Annotated in this window: 19 protein-coding genes; 12 read left to right on the forward strand and 7 right to left on the reverse strand. The window is 70.3% G+C overall.

The annotated features are described in order from the left end of the window. Nucleotides 1-20: 20 nt before the first annotated feature. The 4 genes from rplI to rpsF form a co-directional block, all read right to left on the reverse strand. On the reverse strand, nucleotides 21-593 hold the full coding sequence (gene rplI, locus FVE89_RS09450) for a 50S ribosomal protein L9 (RefSeq protein ID WP_160533766.1): 573 nt from the start codon (nucleotides 591-593) through the stop codon (nucleotides 21-23). Nucleotides 594-634: 41 nt separating this feature from the next. Further along, nucleotides 635-1,678 (reverse strand): DUF2232 domain-containing protein, encoded by a 1,044-nt coding sequence (locus tag FVE89_RS09455; RefSeq protein WP_160533767.1) that lies wholly within the window; start codon nucleotides 1,676-1,678, stop codon nucleotides 635-637. Nucleotides 1,679-1,808: 130 nt separating this feature from the next. After that, on the reverse strand, nucleotides 1,809-2,060 hold the full coding sequence (gene rpsR, locus FVE89_RS09460) for a 30S ribosomal protein S18 (RefSeq protein ID WP_007561044.1): 252 nt from the start codon (nucleotides 2,058-2,060) through the stop codon (nucleotides 1,809-1,811). Nucleotides 2,061-2,063: 3 nt separating this feature from the next. Then, complete coding sequence (rpsF, locus tag FVE89_RS09465) at nucleotides 2,064-2,516, reverse strand: 30S ribosomal protein S6 (RefSeq protein ID WP_160533768.1); 453 nt, start codon at nucleotides 2,514-2,516, stop codon at nucleotides 2,064-2,066. Nucleotides 2,517-2,905: 389 nt separating this feature from the next. Between rpsF and FVE89_RS09470 the strand changes: the two genes are divergently transcribed. From FVE89_RS09470 to FVE89_RS09500, 7 genes are all read left to right on the forward strand, one after another. Next, complete coding sequence (locus tag FVE89_RS09470; RefSeq protein WP_160533769.1) at nucleotides 2,906-3,655, forward strand: pyridoxine 5'-phosphate synthase; 750 nt, start codon at nucleotides 2,906-2,908, stop codon at nucleotides 3,653-3,655. After that, on the forward strand, nucleotides 3,652-4,062 hold the full coding sequence (gene acpS / locus FVE89_RS09475) for a holo-ACP synthase (protein ID WP_160533770.1): 411 nt from the start codon (nucleotides 3,652-3,654) through the stop codon (nucleotides 4,060-4,062). The genes FVE89_RS09470 and acpS overlap by 4 nt, the downstream gene beginning before the upstream one ends. A 170-nt stretch (nucleotides 4,063-4,232) precedes the next feature. Next, on the forward strand, nucleotides 4,233-5,018 hold the full coding sequence (gene lepB, locus FVE89_RS09480) for a signal peptidase I (protein WP_342390061.1): 786 nt from the start codon (nucleotides 4,233-4,235) through the stop codon (nucleotides 5,016-5,018). After that, nucleotides 5,015-5,794, forward strand: a complete 780-nt coding sequence (rnc, locus tag FVE89_RS09485) for a ribonuclease III (protein ID WP_160533887.1) — start codon at nucleotides 5,015-5,017, stop codon at nucleotides 5,792-5,794. Before lepB ends, rnc begins: the two co-directional genes overlap by 4 nt. After that, the gene (gene era / locus FVE89_RS09490; RefSeq protein ID WP_160533772.1) at nucleotides 5,791-6,762 is read left to right on the forward strand and encodes a GTPase Era; all 972 of its coding nucleotides are present in this window, start codon (nucleotides 5,791-5,793) and stop codon (nucleotides 6,760-6,762) included. Before rnc ends, era begins: the two co-directional genes overlap by 4 nt. A 158-nt stretch (nucleotides 6,763-6,920) precedes the next feature. Further along, complete coding sequence (locus FVE89_RS09495) at nucleotides 6,921-7,826, forward strand: class I SAM-dependent methyltransferase (RefSeq protein WP_160533773.1); 906 nt, start codon at nucleotides 6,921-6,923, stop codon at nucleotides 7,824-7,826. Beyond that, nucleotides 7,823-8,560, forward strand: a complete 738-nt coding sequence (locus tag FVE89_RS09500) for a pseudouridine synthase (protein WP_160533774.1) — start codon at nucleotides 7,823-7,825, stop codon at nucleotides 8,558-8,560. Before FVE89_RS09495 ends, FVE89_RS09500 begins: the two co-directional genes overlap by 4 nt. A gap of 17 nt (nucleotides 8,561-8,577) precedes the next feature. Here the strand turns inward: FVE89_RS09500 and FVE89_RS09505 are convergent, their stop codons facing one another. Next, a complete protein-coding gene (locus FVE89_RS09505) occupies nucleotides 8,578-8,835 on the reverse strand; it encodes a hypothetical protein (protein ID WP_160533775.1) in 258 nt (85 codons plus the stop codon). Nucleotides 8,836-9,096: 261 nt separating this feature from the next. Here FVE89_RS09505 and FVE89_RS09510 point away from each other — a divergent pair, with 261 nt between their 5' ends. Together FVE89_RS09510 and tsf are read left to right on the forward strand one after the other, a co-directional pair. Further along, the gene (locus FVE89_RS09510; RefSeq protein WP_160533776.1) at nucleotides 9,097-10,164 is read left to right on the forward strand and encodes a 30S ribosomal protein S2; all 1,068 of its coding nucleotides are present in this window, start codon (nucleotides 9,097-9,099) and stop codon (nucleotides 10,162-10,164) included. 118 nt (nucleotides 10,165-10,282) lie between these two features. Beyond that, a complete protein-coding gene (gene tsf / locus FVE89_RS09515; RefSeq protein WP_160533777.1) occupies nucleotides 10,283-11,209 on the forward strand; it encodes a translation elongation factor Ts in 927 nt (308 codons plus the stop codon). Nucleotides 11,210-11,604: 395 nt separating this feature from the next. Here tsf and FVE89_RS09520 read toward each other — a convergent pair whose 3' ends face one another. Then, entirely contained in the window at nucleotides 11,605-12,420 is an 816-nt protein-coding gene (locus tag FVE89_RS09520; RefSeq protein WP_160533778.1) for a metallophosphoesterase, read from the reverse strand. Continuing rightward, the gene (locus FVE89_RS09525; RefSeq protein ID WP_160533779.1) at nucleotides 12,417-13,343 is read right to left on the reverse strand and encodes a diacylglycerol kinase family protein; all 927 of its coding nucleotides are present in this window, start codon (nucleotides 13,341-13,343) and stop codon (nucleotides 12,417-12,419) included. The genes FVE89_RS09520 and FVE89_RS09525 overlap by 4 nt, the downstream gene beginning before the upstream one ends. Before the next feature lie 178 nt (nucleotides 13,344-13,521). Between FVE89_RS09525 and pyrH the strand changes: the two genes are divergently transcribed. From pyrH to FVE89_RS09540, 3 genes are all read left to right on the forward strand, one after another. After that, nucleotides 13,522-14,244 carry a UMP kinase gene (pyrH, locus tag FVE89_RS09530; RefSeq protein WP_160533780.1) on the forward strand — a complete coding sequence of 241 codons (723 nt, stop codon included), beginning with the start codon at nucleotides 13,522-13,524 and terminating at the stop codon, nucleotides 14,242-14,244. Between the two features lie 115 nt (nucleotides 14,245-14,359). Beyond that, nucleotides 14,360-14,923: a ribosome recycling factor gene (gene frr / locus FVE89_RS09535; protein WP_160533781.1), complete on the forward strand. Its 564-nt coding sequence runs from the start codon at nucleotides 14,360-14,362 to the stop codon at nucleotides 14,921-14,923. Nucleotides 14,924-14,942: 19 nt separating this feature from the next. Next, nucleotides 14,943-15,812, forward strand: a complete 870-nt coding sequence (locus FVE89_RS09540; protein WP_160533782.1) for a phosphatidate cytidylyltransferase — start codon at nucleotides 14,943-14,945, stop codon at nucleotides 15,810-15,812. The last annotated feature ends 12 nt before the right edge of the window (nucleotides 15,813-15,824 follow it).

The raw sequence follows: 15,824 nt of genomic DNA on the forward strand, positions 1-15,824 counted from the left end.
GAGCGGCCGTGCGAAGAGGATCAGCCGCGGTCGTCGGCGCCCTCGCCGGCATCGGCCAGCGCCTGACCGACCTCCAGGCCGAGATCGTCGAGGTTGAACGCCTCGCGCTCGGTGACCGACTCGCCGCGGGCCTGACGCTCGGCCTCCTCGGGGCTGCGGGCGACGTTGACGGTGATCTCGACCTCGACCTCGGGGTGCAGCACCACCGGGACCGTGTGCAGGCCGAGCGTCTTGATCGGCTGGTTCAGGGTGAACTGGCCGCGATCCACCGTGAAGCCCTCCTTCGAGACGACCTCGGCGAGGTCGCGGGTCGAGACGGAGCCGTAGAGCACGCCGGTCTCGCCCGACTGGCGGATCAGGACGAAGCTCTGGCCGTTCAGCTTCTCGGCCACCGCCTCGGCGTCCTTCTTGCGGTCGAGGTTGCGGGCTTCGAGCTGGGCGCGCTGGGCCTCGAAGTGCTTCTTGTTGGCTTCCGTCGCGCGCAGGGCCTTGCCGCGGGCGAGCAGGAAGTTGCGGGCGAAGCCCGGGCGGACATTCACGGTCTCGCCCATCTGGCCGAGCTTGGCCACGCGCTCGAGCAGGATCACTTCCATGGTCTTTCTCCTTCAGGGTTTCGGCCTCTCGGGCCGGGGTCTCACGGCGCCGGGCGCTTCTGCGAACGCCGGCGGTCGAGGGCTGTGTCGGCGAGGCCGAACAGGGTGAGGGCGACCAGGGCGATGCCCTGGGTCACGAACAGGATCAGGTACAGCCCGAACAGCATCAGGGTGCGTCCCGGCCGGCCGCGGGAACGGTCGTGGAAGGCGGCGAGGCCTTGAAGCGCGAAGGCCGCGCCGAACCCGCCCACCAGGGCGACGCCGAGCACGCCGACATAGCCGGGCGCGAGGCACATCAGCAGCGCGGCCCCGAGGGCGGCGAGCGTGATCCGCGGCATCGCCGTCGCGGGGAGGTCGGGCCAGGGCCGGGGCAGGCGGCCGGAGATTTTCACGATGCGCGCCGAGGCCCAGAGATAGAAGGCCAGCAGCAGCGCCAGCCCGTTCGCCGCGAAGGCCGGCACCACGCGCGCCAGGGCGTCGGCCATCTCGGTCCGCGTGACGTCGGCCGGATCAGCATCCGCCTGGGCCTGCGCATCGGTGTCCGCACCCGGATCTTGGCCGGCGCGGTCCGTCTCGGACGGAGGCGCGTCGGCGCGGCCGGCCTCGCCGGTCGTGCGGGCAGGAGCAGGAGCGGGCATCCGGGCCTGCACCAGGGTTTGGGCGAGGCTGCGCAGCTGCCGATCGAAGGCCGCGTGGTTCGGCGAGGACAGGACCGCGATGGCGATGAAGGCGAGCGCCGCCGTGGCGGCGATCCAGCCGAGCAGGCGGCCGGTCGGGTACCATTCGAGGCCGCGCGGCGTCTCGCGCCCGAGGAGGGTCAGATAGGCGAGCCACCACGCGGGCAGCGCGATATAGGCCCCGAAGGCGAGGCCCATGAAGGGCGCGATCGCCAGGCCCAGCGCGAGGCTGCCGGCCGCGGCCGCCCACAAAGCCGCCTTGTGGCTCCAGCCGAGGCCGACGATCAGGATCGGCAGCGGCGCCACGAGGTAGAGCAGGATCGCGAGCGGCGTCGCCTTCAGGAGCACCCCGAACAGGAGTGCCGAGACGAGGCCCGCGCCGATGCCGATGCCGATATGCTGTGCCATGAAATCCGCTGTCCCGCTGCCGCTGCGGCAGGGTTAGAGGCGGCGTCGCGCCCCAACGATCGGGCGACCTCGGGGCCGCCCTCTGCGAGGACCGGCCCGGGCTGATGCCGGGCCGGCGGTTTTTCGTGTCTTACTTGATCACATAGGGCAGCAGGCCGAGGAAGCGGGCGCGCTTGATCGCCTGGGCGAGCTCACGCTGCTTCTTGGCCGAGACCGCGGTGATCCGCGACGGCACGATCTTGCCGCGCTCGGAGACGTAGCGGGACAGGAGCTTGACGTCCTTGTAGTCGATCTTCGGCGCGTTGGCGCCGGAGAACGGGCAGGTCTTGCGACGACGGAAGAAGGGACGGCGTCCGCCGCCCGCACCAGCACCGAATGCCATGGGTTAGCCCTCCCCGCCGAAGCTGCGCTCGCCGCGATCACCGCGGTCGCCCCGGTCACCGCCGAAGCCGCCGCCACCGAAGCCCTCGTCGTCACGACGGCGGCCGCGCTCGCGATCCTTGCGGTCGTCGCGGTCGCGCTTCTGCATCATGGCGGACGGCTCCTGATCGAGCTCCTCGACCCGGACGGTCATGAAGCGCAGCACGTCCTCGGAGATCTGCATCTGGCGCTCCATCTCGGCGATCGCGGCCGGCGGGGCGTCGATGTTGAGGAGCGCGAAATGCGCCTTGCGGTTCTTCTTGATCCGGTAGGCGAGGGACTTCACGCCCCACATCTCGATCTTCTCGAGACGGCCACCGTTCTGCTCGATCACACCCTTGTAGGTGTCGATCATCTGTTCGACCTGCTGGGACGTCACGTCCTGGCGGGCCAAGAGCACATGCTCGTAGAGAGGCATCGTCGGGCCTTTCAGCATCAAAGGAAGCCCGGCCGCGCGAGGCGGCTGATCCGGGCCGGTTCATCCCGCGAAACACTCGGCGCCAAGCCCTTCGAGCCGATTTTCAGGCCCGAGCGGTTGATCGAAGGCGGAGACACCGGACGACGGGTTTTGGGAAAACCCTGTGCCGCAAGCGGCACCGTCCGTTCAGCCCCCGGCCGGAGCGAACGCGAGGGGCGGCGCATAGTCGGTTTTCGCCGGGATGGCAAGTCGGAGAGCCTCCTCGAAATGCCTTCTCGCCGGCCCGTCTTGCCGGCCCGTCTTGCCGGAGCGCGGGAACGCCAGCATATCGCGGCTTCGAATCTTCGCGCACATCTGTCGGATCGCGCCGACAGGGGACGAACCAGCGGATGACCTCCGAAACACTGCGCCTCGGCGTCAACATCGATCACGTCGCCACGGTCCGCAACGCCCGCGGCGGTGACTATCCGGACCCGGTGCGGGCCGCGCTCCTCGCGGTCGAGGCGGGGGCGGACGGCATCACGGCGCATCTGCGCGAGGACCGGCGCCACATCCGCGACACCGACATCGCGGCGCTCAAGCGCGGCCTGTCGGTCCCGCTCAACTTCGAGATGGCCGCCACCGACGAGATGGTGGGGATCGCGCTGGATACCCGCCCCCACGCCGCCTGCCTCGTCCCGGAGAAGCGCGAGGAGCGCACCACCGAGGGCGGCCTCGACATCATCGGCGGCCGCGATCACCTCGCCCCACGGATCCGGGCGCTGTCGGAGGCGGGCATCCGGGTCTCGCTGTTCGTCGAGCCGGAACCGGCCGTGATGGAGGCCGCCCGGGCGCTCGGGGTGCCGGTGGTCGAGCTGCATACCGGCCGCTACTGCGAAGCCGCGCTGGCGGGCGACGCGGCGCAGACCGCGCAGGAACTCGCCCGCATCCGGCGCGCCGCGGAGCACGGCGCCGGCCTCGGTCTGGAGATCCATGCCGGCCACGGCCTCACCCTCGGCAGCGTCGGACCCGTCGCGGCCCTGCCGCAGATCCGGGAGCTGAACATCGGCCACGCGCTGATCGCCGACGCGATCTTCGTCGGGCTGTCCCAGGCCGTGCGCGACATGCGGGCGGCCATGGACCGGGCGCGGCATCCATGATCCTCGGGATCGGATCGGATCTCTGCGACATCCGCCGGATCGCCCGGACGCTGGAGCGCCACGGCGAGCGGTTCACCCATCGGGTCTTCACCGACGGGGAACGGACCCGCTGCGACGGGCGGGCCGCCCGCGCGGAGGGCTATGCGAGGCGCTTCGCCGCCAAGGAGGCCTGCGCCAAGGCGCTCGGCACCGGCCTCAGCGCCGGGGTGTTCTGGCGCGACATGGAGGTGGTGAACCTCCCCACCGGTCAGCCGACCCTGCGCCTCGCCGGAGGTGCGGCTGCGCGGCTCGCAGAGCTGGTGCCGCCGGGGCACGCGGCGCGCCTGCACGTCAGCCTGACGGACGATCCGCCCCTGGCACAAGCCTTCGTGATCATCGAGGCGCTGCCCGTGCCGGGTGCCGGCTGAGGACGGGCCGGATTAGCAGGCCCCCCTCGCGCGTTGCGGGGGGATCGCGCTTGGTCTAGACCCGCCGCTCACAGCGGACACGATTGCGGCGTATTCCTCGGGACAACCGCTTTCCGCGCCGCCTCCGGGGCGGCAGACGACGCAATTTCAACCGAAGACGGAACGTGCGCGTGGATTACGACGGCAAGCCGCTCAGGAAGCCCGCCGAAACCGGCACCTGGGCCAGCATCCGCGAGACCCTGAAGGTCGGCATCCAGGCGCTGCTCATCGCCCTCGTGGTGCGCACGCTGCTGTTTCAGCCGTTCAACATCCCCTCGGGATCGCTGGTTCCGACCCTGCTGATCGGCGACTACCTGTTCGTCTCGAAGTACTCTTACGGCTACTCGAAGTACTCGCTGCCGCTCTCGGAATACATCCCGATCCAGGCCGAGGGCCGGGTCTGGGCCGCCGAGCCCAAGCGCGGCGACATCGCAGTGTTCAAGCTGCCGAAGGACAATTCGACCGACTACATCAAGCGCGTGATCGGCCTGCCGGGCGACAAGATCCAGATGATCGACGGCGTGCTCAACATCAACGGCAAGGCGGTCAAGCGCGAGCGGATCGCCGATTACGAGACGACCGACCCCTACGGTCAGGCCACCAAGGTGCCGCAATACCTCGAGACCCTGCCCAACGGCGTGGTCCATAAGGTGATCGAGCGCGACGGCGACAACGGCTTCTGGGACAAGACCGAGCTCTACACGGTCCCGCCCGGCCACTTCTTCATGATGGGCGACAACCGCGACAACTCCACCGATTCGCGCGATCTCGCCAATGTCGGCTACGTGCCCTTCGCCAACTTCGTCGGCCGGGCCGAGATGATCTTCTTCTCGATCGACGAGGGCACGCCGGCGTGGCAGGTCTGGAACTGGCCGGCCCATGTCCGCTGGTCGCGCCTGTTCTCGACGATCCATTGACCGGTTCGGACTTGGACGAGGCCGCTCAGCCCCGGACCTCGGCGCGGACCCGGCGCGCCCACAAGCCGCGTCCCCCGCTTGGCGTGCTCGAGGCGCGGATCGGGCACAGCTTCGCCGACCAGAGCCTGCTCACTCGGGCGCTGACCCATACCAGCAAGGCCGCCGGTCGAGGTGGCAGCTACCAGCGCCTGGAATTCCTCGGCGACCGCGTGCTCGGCCTCGCCGTGGCCGACCGGCTTTACGCCGCGTTTCCGGAGGCCGACGAGGGCGATCTCTCGCGCCGGCTCGCCGCGCTCGTGCGGCGGGAGACCTGCGCGATGGTGGCCGCGGCCTGGGACGTCGGACCCCACCTGATCCTCGGGCAGGGCGAGGTCATGGGCGGTGGGCGGCGCAACCAGACCATCCTGGCCGATGTCTGCGAGGCGATCCTCGGCGCGATCTACCTCGATGCCGGGTTCGATGCGGCCCGCGCCGTGGTCGAGGCGCATTTTCATCCGAGCGAGCCCCCGGCGGCCTCGCGGGGCCGCGACGCTAAATCGGCCTTGCAGGAATGGGCCATGGGCCGGAGCCTGCCGATCCCCACTTATGAGGTGGTCGAGCGCACCGGCCCGGACCACGCGCCTAAGTTTCGCATCGCGGTTCGGGTCGAGGGCCTTGCGCCCGGGCTCGGCGAGGGCACATCGAAGCGGATTGCCGAGCAGGCGGCCGCGCAGGCGCTGATGGAGCGGGAGGGAATCGGAGCCCTGCCGGCGGCGGGGCCGACGGAGACAGCATGACCGAGCACGAGCAGGATGATCCCCCGGCGGAAGGGCCCGCCAGCACCGTCTCCGCGCTCCCGGGCACGCCCAGCGACGCCCGGGCGGGCTTCGTCGCGCTGATCGGCGTGCCGAATGCCGGCAAGTCGACGCTCCTGAACAACCTCGTCGGCACGAAGGTCTCGATCGTCTCCCGCAAGGTGCAGACCACGCGGGCGCTGGTGCGCGGCATCTTCATCGAGGGCAACGCCCAGGTGGTTCTGGTGGACACGCCCGGCATCTTCGCACCCAAGCGCCGGCTCGACCGGGCCATGGTCCACTCGGCCTGGAGCGGCGCCGCCGATGCGGACGCGGTCTGCCTTCTGGTGGATGCCCGCAAGGGCGTCGACGAAGAAGTCGAGGCCGTGCTGTCCCGTCTCGACGCGGTGAAGCGCGACAAGCTGCTGATCCTCAACAAGATCGACCTGATCGCCCGCGAGCGGCTGCTCGACCTCGCGGCCCGGCTCAACGCCGCCGCGCCCTTCACCGAGACCTTCATGATCTCGGCGCTGAACGGCGACGGCGTGCAGGATCTCCGGCGGGCGCTCGCCGCCAGGATGCCGGCGGGTCCCTGGCTCTACCCGGAGGATCAGGTCTCGGACGCACCGCTGCGGATGCTCGCCGCCGAGATCACGCGGGAAAAAATCTACGACCGGCTGCACGAGGAACTGCCCTATCGCTCCACGGTCGAGACCGATCAGTGGCAGGTCCGGACCGACGGCTCGGTGCGGATCGAGCAGACGATCTTCGTGGAGCGCGAGAGCCAGCGCTCGATCGTGCTCGGCAAGGGCGGCCAGACCATCAAGGCGATCGGGCAGGCGGCCCGCATCGAGATCGCCGAGGCGGCGGACGCCAAGGTCCACCTGTTCCTGCACGTGAAGGTGCGCGAGAACTGGGCCGACGACCCGGCCCGATACCGCGAGATGGGGCTCGAATTCCCCCGGGGTTGATGGCGGATCCGGGCAGCCCCGACCGGAGAGGCTGGGCTTCCGCCGCTATTCCGGTATAAACTGGGGCGTTCCCCCGGATGATCCGAGTCGGGCGCGGGTTTCTCCGCACCGCCGCGGAGCCGCGTTCCGGAGCCGACTCTCCAACGCCCGAATCGTTCATGCGACATGCCGTATACGGCTTGCCGCCGGTGGATCTCGCCGAGATCCCCGGCGATGCCGTCCAGGTTTCCCCTTTGATTCCCGGTGCCGCGCGGCTCGAGGACCTGTCCGAGAACAGCCTTGAGGCCGCCACCGTCCTCGCCCCGCCCGGAACGGTGGAGCGGCGTTACGTGCTCGCGCAGGTGCTGCGGGCCTTGGGTCCCGGCGGCCGGATGATCGCCCTGGCGCCGAAGGATCGCGGCGGGACACGGCTGGCCAAGGAACTCAGCACCTTCGGCTGCGCGGCCGCCGACCAGCCGCGCCGTCACCACCGGATCTGCATGGCGGCGCGGCCGCCGGAGCCGGCCGGGATCGCCGAGGCGATCGACGAGGGCGGTCCGCGCCACGTCGACAACCTCGCTTTGTGCACGCAGCCCGGCATCTTCTCCTGGGACCGGCTCGATCCCGGCACGGCCCTGCTCCTGGGAAACCTGCCGGTTTTGAAGGGGCGCGGCGCCGATCTCGGCTGCGGCCTCGGGATCCTCGCCCGGGCGGTCCTCGCCTCGGAGGCCGTGACCGCGATGACCCTGGTGGAGATCGACCGGCGCGCCGTCGAGATGGCCCGCCGCAACGTCCCCGATCCGCGGGCGACGATCCTCTGGGCCGATATCCGGACGCCCGGGCAGGTGCCGGGCGACCTCGACTTCGTCGTCACGAATCCGCCCTTCCACGAGGGCGGTTCGGAGGATCAGGCGCTCGGCCGGGCCTTCATCGCCCGGGCCGCCGAGGCGCTGCGGCCGGGCGGCTCCCTGTGGCTCGTGGCCAACGCGCATCTGCCCTACGAGGCCCCCCTGCGCGCGGCGTTCCGCTCCGTGTCGGTGGCGGCCCAGGAGAACGGCTACCGGGTCTACGAGGCGCGCCGGTGACCGCGAAGGCCGTGCGGCTCGACAAGCTGCTCGCCAATCTCGGCTACGGCTCGCGCCGGGAAATCCAGGGTCTCGCCCGCGCCGGGGCGATCCGCCTCGACGGCGCGGAACTCGATGATGCCGGCGCGCGGATCGCCCTCGATCCGGATCTCCCCGAGCGTCTGACGATCGACGGCGCGCCGCTGGATCCGCTGCCGGGCCTGTGTCTGATGCTGCACAAGCCCCTCGGGGTGACCTGCTCGCACAAGGAGGCGGGGCCGCTCGTCTACGGGCTGCTGCCGGAGCGCTGGCGCCGCCGCGACCCGCCGCTCTCCACCGTTGGCCGGCTCGACAAGGAGACCTCGGGCCTGCTGCTGCTAACCGATGACGGGGCGCTGCTGCACCGGATCATCAGCCCGAAGGCCCATGTGGCGAAGCGCTACCGCGTCACCCTCGATCGCCCGTTGACGGGCAGCGAGGCGGCGGTCTTCGCCTCGGGCACGCTGTTGCTGGAGGGCGAGGAGCGGCCGCTGCTGCCGGTGGAGCTTGAGGCCGAGGATGCCATCCATTGCGCGGTGACGCTGACCGAGGGCCGCTACCATCAGGTCCGCCGGATGTTCGCCGCCGTGGGCAACCACGTCACGGCTTTGCACCGCGATCGCGTCGGCGGTCTCGCTCTGCCGGCGGATCTCGCCGCGGGGGCCTACCGCGTGATGACGGCCGAAGATGTGGCTGCCGTGTTCGCGGGCGGGTGATCCGGGCTGCGCGCCTGTCAGTGCAGAGCCCGGGCCAGGGCGATGACCGCGCCGATGACGGCGAGCGTCTGAAAGCCGATCAGGCCCGCAACCCAGCGCACGATCTCGGACCGTGTATCCGCCAACTCGGCGCGCAGATCCGCTTTCGTAACGAGATCGCCCTGCAACGCTTCCGCCATGGCATCGGCCAAGCCCCCTGCCTGTTCGGGTGAGAGCTTGGCCTTCTCCCGGAGGGTTCGGGCGAATTTCAGGGTGTCGAACGCAACCGCCGCCATGATCCTGATTATCAGGAGCCGGGCCCGCGTGTTGCAAGCGGTTTGAACGCAGGCTGTGATTGAAGACAGCGCCGCCCGCGCGGCATCCTGCGACCGCGTCGCCCCGCGAAGCCTTGCTTCCAACCTCGCCCTCTGCTAAGCGCCCGCCCATCCCACACGCGGAGCCGGCCTCATGCCTGAATGAGGCGTTTCCGGTGGTCGCCCGAATGCGTCGGGCGGCTGCATCCCTCCGCGGCGGATCCAACCGGAGAGCACAAAAGAATGGCCGTCGATTTCTCTATGCGTCAGCTCCTCGAGGCGGGCGCCCATTTCGGTCACCAGGCCCATCGCTGGAACCCGAAGATGCAGCCGTACATCTTCGGTACGCGCAACAACATCCACATCATCGACCTCGCCCAGACCGTGCCGGCGATGCACCAGGCGCTGCAGGCGGTGAGCGACACCGTCGCCAAGGGCGGCCGCGTGCTGTTCGTCGGCACCAAGCGCCAGGCGGCCGACACGATTGCCGAGGCGGCCAAGCGTTCGGCCCAGTACTACGTCAACTCCCGCTGGCTGGGCGGCATGCTCACCAACTGGAAGACCATCTCGGGCTCGATCGCCCGCCTGCGCAAGGTCACCGAGACGCTGGAGACCGGCGGCCCGGGCCTGACCAAGAAGGAGCGCCTGATGCTCTCCCGTGAGAAGGAGAAGCTCGAGAAGGCGCTCGGCGGCATCAAGGACATGGGCGGCGTGCCGGACCTGCTGTTCGTGATCGACACCAACAAGGAGCAGCTGGCGATCAAGGAGGCGAACCGCCTCGGCATCCCGGTGGCCGCCATCGTCGACACCAACTGCAACCCGGACGGCATCAGCTACATCGTCCCGGCCAACGACGATGCCGGCCGCGCCATCGCGCTGTACTGCGACCTGATCGCCAAGGCCGCCATCGACGGCATCTCGCGGGCGCAAGGCTCGTCCGGCATGGATCTCGGCGCCTCCGAGGAGCCGATGGCCGAGGAGCTGCCGGCGAACGACGACGAGGCCGTCTCGGTCGAGTCCGATGCGCTGGATCCGGCCGACGTGGCGATGCTCGCCGAGTCGACCGAGCATTTCGAGCTGCTCGCCGCCCCGCGCGGCGCGCCGGACGACCTGACCAAGCTGAACGGCGCCGGCCCGCAGATCGTGCAGAAGCTCAACGACGCCGGCATCTATCATTACTGGCAGATCGCCGCGATGACCCCCGAGGACGTCGCCAAGGTCGATGCCGACCTGAAGCTCAACGGCCGCATCGACCGCGATTCGTGGGTCTCGCAGGCCCGCGGCTTCGTCGAGGCCGCCGCCGCGGCCTGATCCATCCGGACGTCGCGGCGGCACCGTCATCGGGCCGTCGCGGTTCCCCGCATACCGGGCCCGGCCGCTCTCCCGCGCGCCGGGCCTCTCTCATCCAGACCACACGAAAGGGACCGCCATGGCCAACATCACCGCCGCGATGGTGAAGGAGCTCCGGGAGACGACCGGCGCCGGCATGATGGATTGCAAGGGCGCGCTCAACGAGACGCAGGGCGACATGGAGGCCGCGGTCGACTGGCTGCGCAAGAAGGGTCTCGCGAAGGCCGCCAAGAAGGCCGGCCGCGTCGCCGCCGAGGGCCTCGTCGCCGTCGAATCCGCCGGCCATCACGCCGCGGTGGTCGAGGTGAACTCCGAGACCGACTTCGTCGCCCGCAACGACGCTTTCCAGGCCTTCGCCCGCGAGGCCGCCAAGATCGCGCTGAACACCGACGGCACGCTGGAGGGCCTCCAGGCCGCCAAGTTCCCGGGTGCGACCGAGACCGTATCCGAGAAGCTGCAGGCCCTGATCGCCACGATCGGCGAGAACATGAACCTGCGCCGCGTCGCCAAGCTCGAGGTCAAGAAGGGCGTCATCGCCTCCTACGTGCACAACCAGATCTCCGAGGGCCTTGGCAAGATCGGCGTGCTCGTGGCGCTCGAATCCGAGGGTGATGTCGAGGCGCTCTCGGCGCTGGGCCGGCAGATCGCCATGCACGTCGCGGCGACCAACCCGGTGGCGCTCGACGCCTCGGGCGTCGATCCCGCCACGGTCGAACGCGAGTCGAACATCCTGCGCGAGAAGAACGCCGGCAAGCCGGACCACGTCATGGCCAAGATCATCGAGAGCGGCCTGAAGAGCTACTACAAGGAGGTCACCCTCCTGGAGCAGCCCTTCGTGCATGACGGCTCGAAGACGGTGAGCCAGGTGCTCAAGGAGGCCGGCTCCAAGGTCGGCGGTCCGGTGACCCTGACGGCCTTCGTCCGCTACGCGCTGGGCGAGGGCATCGAGAAGGAAGACGGGCCGGACTTCGCCACCGAGGTCGCCCAGCAGGCCGGCCGCGCCTGATTGTTTCGGACCGCGCGGTTCGATGATTTCGACACCCCGTCCGGCGCGAGCCGGGCGGGGTTTTCTTTTGTCGGCAGACTTGGCGAGGCGCGCGAAGCCGGCCTCTGCATAACTTGAGCCGGGATTGCGGGCGGTTCGGACGTCGAGGAGAGGACAGCCCTTGACCCGGGTGCTATCGCCACGCGGGGGGCATGATCGGTTAGGGCGTGATCCTCTGTCCCGTGTTGCGGCGCACACGCCATCTCGCAGAAGCGCAGTACTGTCGTCGCATGGCTTTGAAACCCTTCTCCTACCTGATGATCGGCGTCTTTGCGTCCGGTCTCGTGATGACCGTCGTCGGCGCCGTCGGCGTCTTGACGGCCAGCTGAGAATTGGCGCCGGCGTGGCGGGTCCCGTCATGCCGGCGCCGCATCGATCCAGGCTCCGCCGTCCCAGACCCGCACCGAAACGGTGGCGCAGCCACCTGCGACGGTGATGCGGTTGTAGGCGTTGGGCTCGTTCCCGCGCAGGCGCGTCGAGGTCGCCGAGCCGGCCTGAACGGCCAGCAGCCGCCCCCGGCAGCCGCGCATCACGCCCCGATCGACTGTTTCCGCCCCGGGATCGTCGTCCCGGGCGAAGCGCGCGTAATGCCGGTGCAGATGGCCGGCGAGCGTCAGGCCAACGCCGCAGCGGCGGAACGACGCCAGCGCCAGGTCGGCACGCCCGACGAGCCGGGCCTCCTCGTCCCAGGGCGGTGGCACGAACGGGTGGTGACCCACCACGATCTTGAACAGGTGCTCCGGCATGGCCGCGAGGCGCGCTTCGGTCCGGGCGATCTGGCTGCGCCGGATCACCCCGTGCGACCAGTCCGGCTCCGGCGCCCAGCGCCGCACCGTGTTCAGGCAGACCACGCCGATCTCCGAATCCGCGAAGCACGGTTCGGTCTCCTGCGCGATGGCGTGCCGGTAGCGCGCGAAGGGCCGCGCGAACCGCTGCACCAGGTCGTAGGGCGAGATGTCGTGGTTGCCCGGCACGCCGATCCAGGGCGGCGACAGGCGGTTCAGGAAGGCGCGGGCCTGCGCGAATTCGGACGGGCGCGCCGCCATGGTGAAGTCGCCCGAGACGACGATCAGATCCGGCGCGTCGCCATTCAGCTCGTCCACCAGAGCCTCGACGACGTCCGGATCGGTGCGGCCGAAATGGAGGTCGGAGATGTGGCTGATCCGCCTCATGCGTCCGCGCTCTCGTCCGCGAAGCGCCGGCTCGTCGCCAAGGGCGGCACGATGACGGTCAGCGCGTGCCGCCGGATCCGGTAATGCAGGGGCGCGGGGATCAGCAGCACCTCGCCGTCGTTCATCACCAGGAGCGCCCGCCGGCGCGACGCGATGCTGAGGTCGCCGACCGGCAGCCGCTCCACATCGGGGAGCCGGCGCCAGTCGCCGAGGGCGAAACCGACCGCAAGCCGGAGGCTGCGCCACACCGAGAGGTTGGCCAGCACGTAGAGCGTGAGCTGGCCGGCATCGATCGGCGCCCGCAGGAGCACATGCCCCGGCCGCTCGACGTAATCGCCCACGACCACCGCGATCAGCCGCCCGCGCAGGCGACGCGCCCGCCCGTCGATCAGGCCGGTCACCGTGAGCCGCGGATAGCGGCCGAGATGGCGGAGCATCCCGAGCGCCCAGCGCAGCAGGGTCCGCACCGCCCGGCGTTCGCGATGGGCCTCCCGGTGGCGGGCGACCCGGGCGGCCATGCCGAGCACCGAATTGATCACGAAGATCCGGCCGTTCACGTCGCCGACATCGATCGGGCGCGGCACGCCCTGCGCGAGATTGGCGATGGCGCCGTCGAGATCGAGCGGCAGGCCGAGATCCCTGGCCAGCAGGTTCATGGTGCCGAGCGGCAGGATGCCGAGGGGCGTCCCGCGCCCGACCAGGGCGGCGGCCGCGCAGGCGACCGTGCCGTCGCCCCCGGCCACCACCACGGCGTCGATCCCCGGCTCGGCCACCGCCGCCGCGATGCGCGCCGGGAGGGAGGCTCCCCGGTCGGCCTCCCCTAAGGCCTCGATCCCCGCTGCGGCAATCCGCTCGCGGATCGCCTCCGGCGTCACGCCGCCGACGCTGCCGGATTCCGTGTTGATCACCAGGGCGATGCGCATGGATGTCCCGGGCCGGGGTCGGTGTCCGCACCGCTTTGCCAGGGCTGCACGTCGGTCGCGTGTCGGTGGTGGTTCAGCCGACGATCCCCGGCCGATCACGGCCTGCCCCTCGACGGCGCTCACACGGTTGACGTAGAAGCCTCCCGGCTCGCACGAGGCGGGTCGGACGGGGATCGAGATGCCGGAGACGACGCCGTTTCGCCGTATCCTCGTGAAGCTGTCGGGGGAGGCGCTCGCCGCACCGGACGGCTACTGGCTGCATCCGCCGACACTGGCGGGGCTCGCCGAGGACATCGCCCGCACCATCGAGGCCGGGGCCGAGGTCGCCATCGTGGTGGGCGGCGGCAACATGATCCGCGGCGCGCGCATCTCGGCGGCCGGCTGGATCGACCGGGCCACCGGGGATTCGCTCGGCATGATGGCGACCGTCATGAACTCGCTCGCCATCGAGACGGCGCTGAACGCGGCGGGCGTCCAGGCGCGGACCATGTCGGCCGTGTCGATGCCGACCATCTGCGAGACCTATGCCCGCCAGCCGGCTTTGCATCACCTCGACAAGGGCCAGGTGGTGGTTCTCGCCGGAGGCACCGGCAACCCGTTCTTCACCACCGACACCGCCGCGGTGCTACGCGCCGCCGAACTGCGCTGCGATGCGGTGCTCAAGGCCACGCAGGTCGATGGCGTCTATTCGGCCGATCCCAAGAAGGATCCGAGCGCCACCCGCTACGACCGCATCACCCATGACGAGGCCATCGCCCGCGACCTCAAGGTCATGGACACCGCCGCCTTCGCGCTGGCGCGCGAGAGCCGCCTCTCGATCGTGGTCGGCTCGCTGCACCCGCCGAGCTCGATCGCCGCGATCCTGTCGGGCGAGGCGCCCTCGACCCTCGTGGCGCCCTGACGCCGCAGCGGGCATGCCGCCGCAACCGTTTGCGGCCCTGAAAAAATTCGTCCATTGAGGCCGCGACTGCCCCGCCGGGCTCAAAGACCACGTCAGACGTCTCGGGACGATCCTCATGGCCACACCGGAATTCGACCTCAACGACATCAAGCGCCGGATGCAGGGCGCCGTCGCCTCGCTGTCCAAGGATCTCGGATCCCTGCGCACCGGGCGGGCCACGCCGTCGCTGCTCGACCCGATCCAGGTCGATGCCTACGGCTCGATGATGCCGATGGCCCAGGTCGCCACCGTGAGCGTGCCGGAGCCGCGGCTCCTGTCGATCTCGGTCTGGGACCGCAGCATGGTCACCGCCGTCGAGAAGGCGATCCGCGAATCCGATCTCGGCCTCAACCCGCAGACGGAGGGCCAGACCATCCGCCTCCGCATCCCCGAGATGAACGAGCAGCGGCGCAAGGAGATGGTCAAGGTCGCCCACAAATACACCGAGGAGGCGCGCGTCGCCGTGCGCCACGTCCGCCGGGACGGGCTCGACCATCTCAAGAAGCTCCTGAAGGACAGCGCCATCTCGGAGGACGACGAGAAGCGCCAGGCCGCCGACGTGCAGAAGGCGACCGACCAGTTCATCGCCGAGATCGACGGCGTGCTGGCCGCCAAGGAGAAGGAAATCATGCAGGTCTGAGGCGCAGGCCGAGACCCGCGTGACCTCCGCCGCCGCACCGGCCGCGCCTTCCGACGCCCCTCGCAAAGGGCGGCGCGAGCTGTGGCTGCGCGTCGCCTCGGGCCTCGTGCTCGGGGCCGGCGTGCTGGCCGGGCTCGTCTATGGCGGCTGGCCCTTCGCGGGGATCTGGCTCGCGGCCGGCATCATCGGTTTCGCCGAATGGATGGTGATGAGCCGCACCGAGCCGCGCGAGGTGCTGATCGCCCTGGGCGCGGCGACGCTCGGCGCCCTGCTCCTCTGCCAGCGCGGCGGCGCCCCGGCTCCGGCCTGTCTCGCCGTGCTGATCCTCGGCGCCGCCGCCGGCGCCACGGTGGCGCGGACCGGCTGGGGTCGATGGCGCGCTCTCATCGGCGTGCTCGGGGCCGGCGCCATCGCGGCGGTGCCCGTGGCCCTGCGCGACGATCCCGCCATCGGCCTCATCGGCCCGGCCTGGATGTTCGCGGTGGTCTGGTCGACCGACATCGCCGCCTATTTCGCCGGCCGGAAGATCGGTGGTCCGAAGCTGATGCCCCGGGTCTCGCCCAACAAGACGTGGTCCGGTGCGATCGGCGGCCTGATCGGGGCGGTCGCGGCCGGGACCCTGGTGCCGGTCGCCGCCGACCTCGCCGGGATGACCCTGCCGAGCGCCGCCTCCCTGCCGGTGGTGGCGGGCGTGAGCGCGCTCGCTTCGGTGCTCAGCCAAGCGGGCGACCTGATCGAATCCGGTCTCAAGCGCCGTTACGGCGTGAAGGATTCCGGAAAGATCATCCCGGGCCATGGCGGGGTCATGGACCGGCTCGACGGATTTTTTGCGGTCGCCGTGTTGGCGGCGCTCTATCTCGCCCTGCGCGGGTCCGGTCTGATCGCGTGACGATGAGGGAGT

Origin of the sequence: Methylobacterium sp. 2A, assembly GCF_009806555.1 — a bacterium.
In the GTDB taxonomy this organism is placed as follows: domain Bacteria; phylum Pseudomonadota; class Alphaproteobacteria; order Rhizobiales; family Beijerinckiaceae; genus Methylobacterium.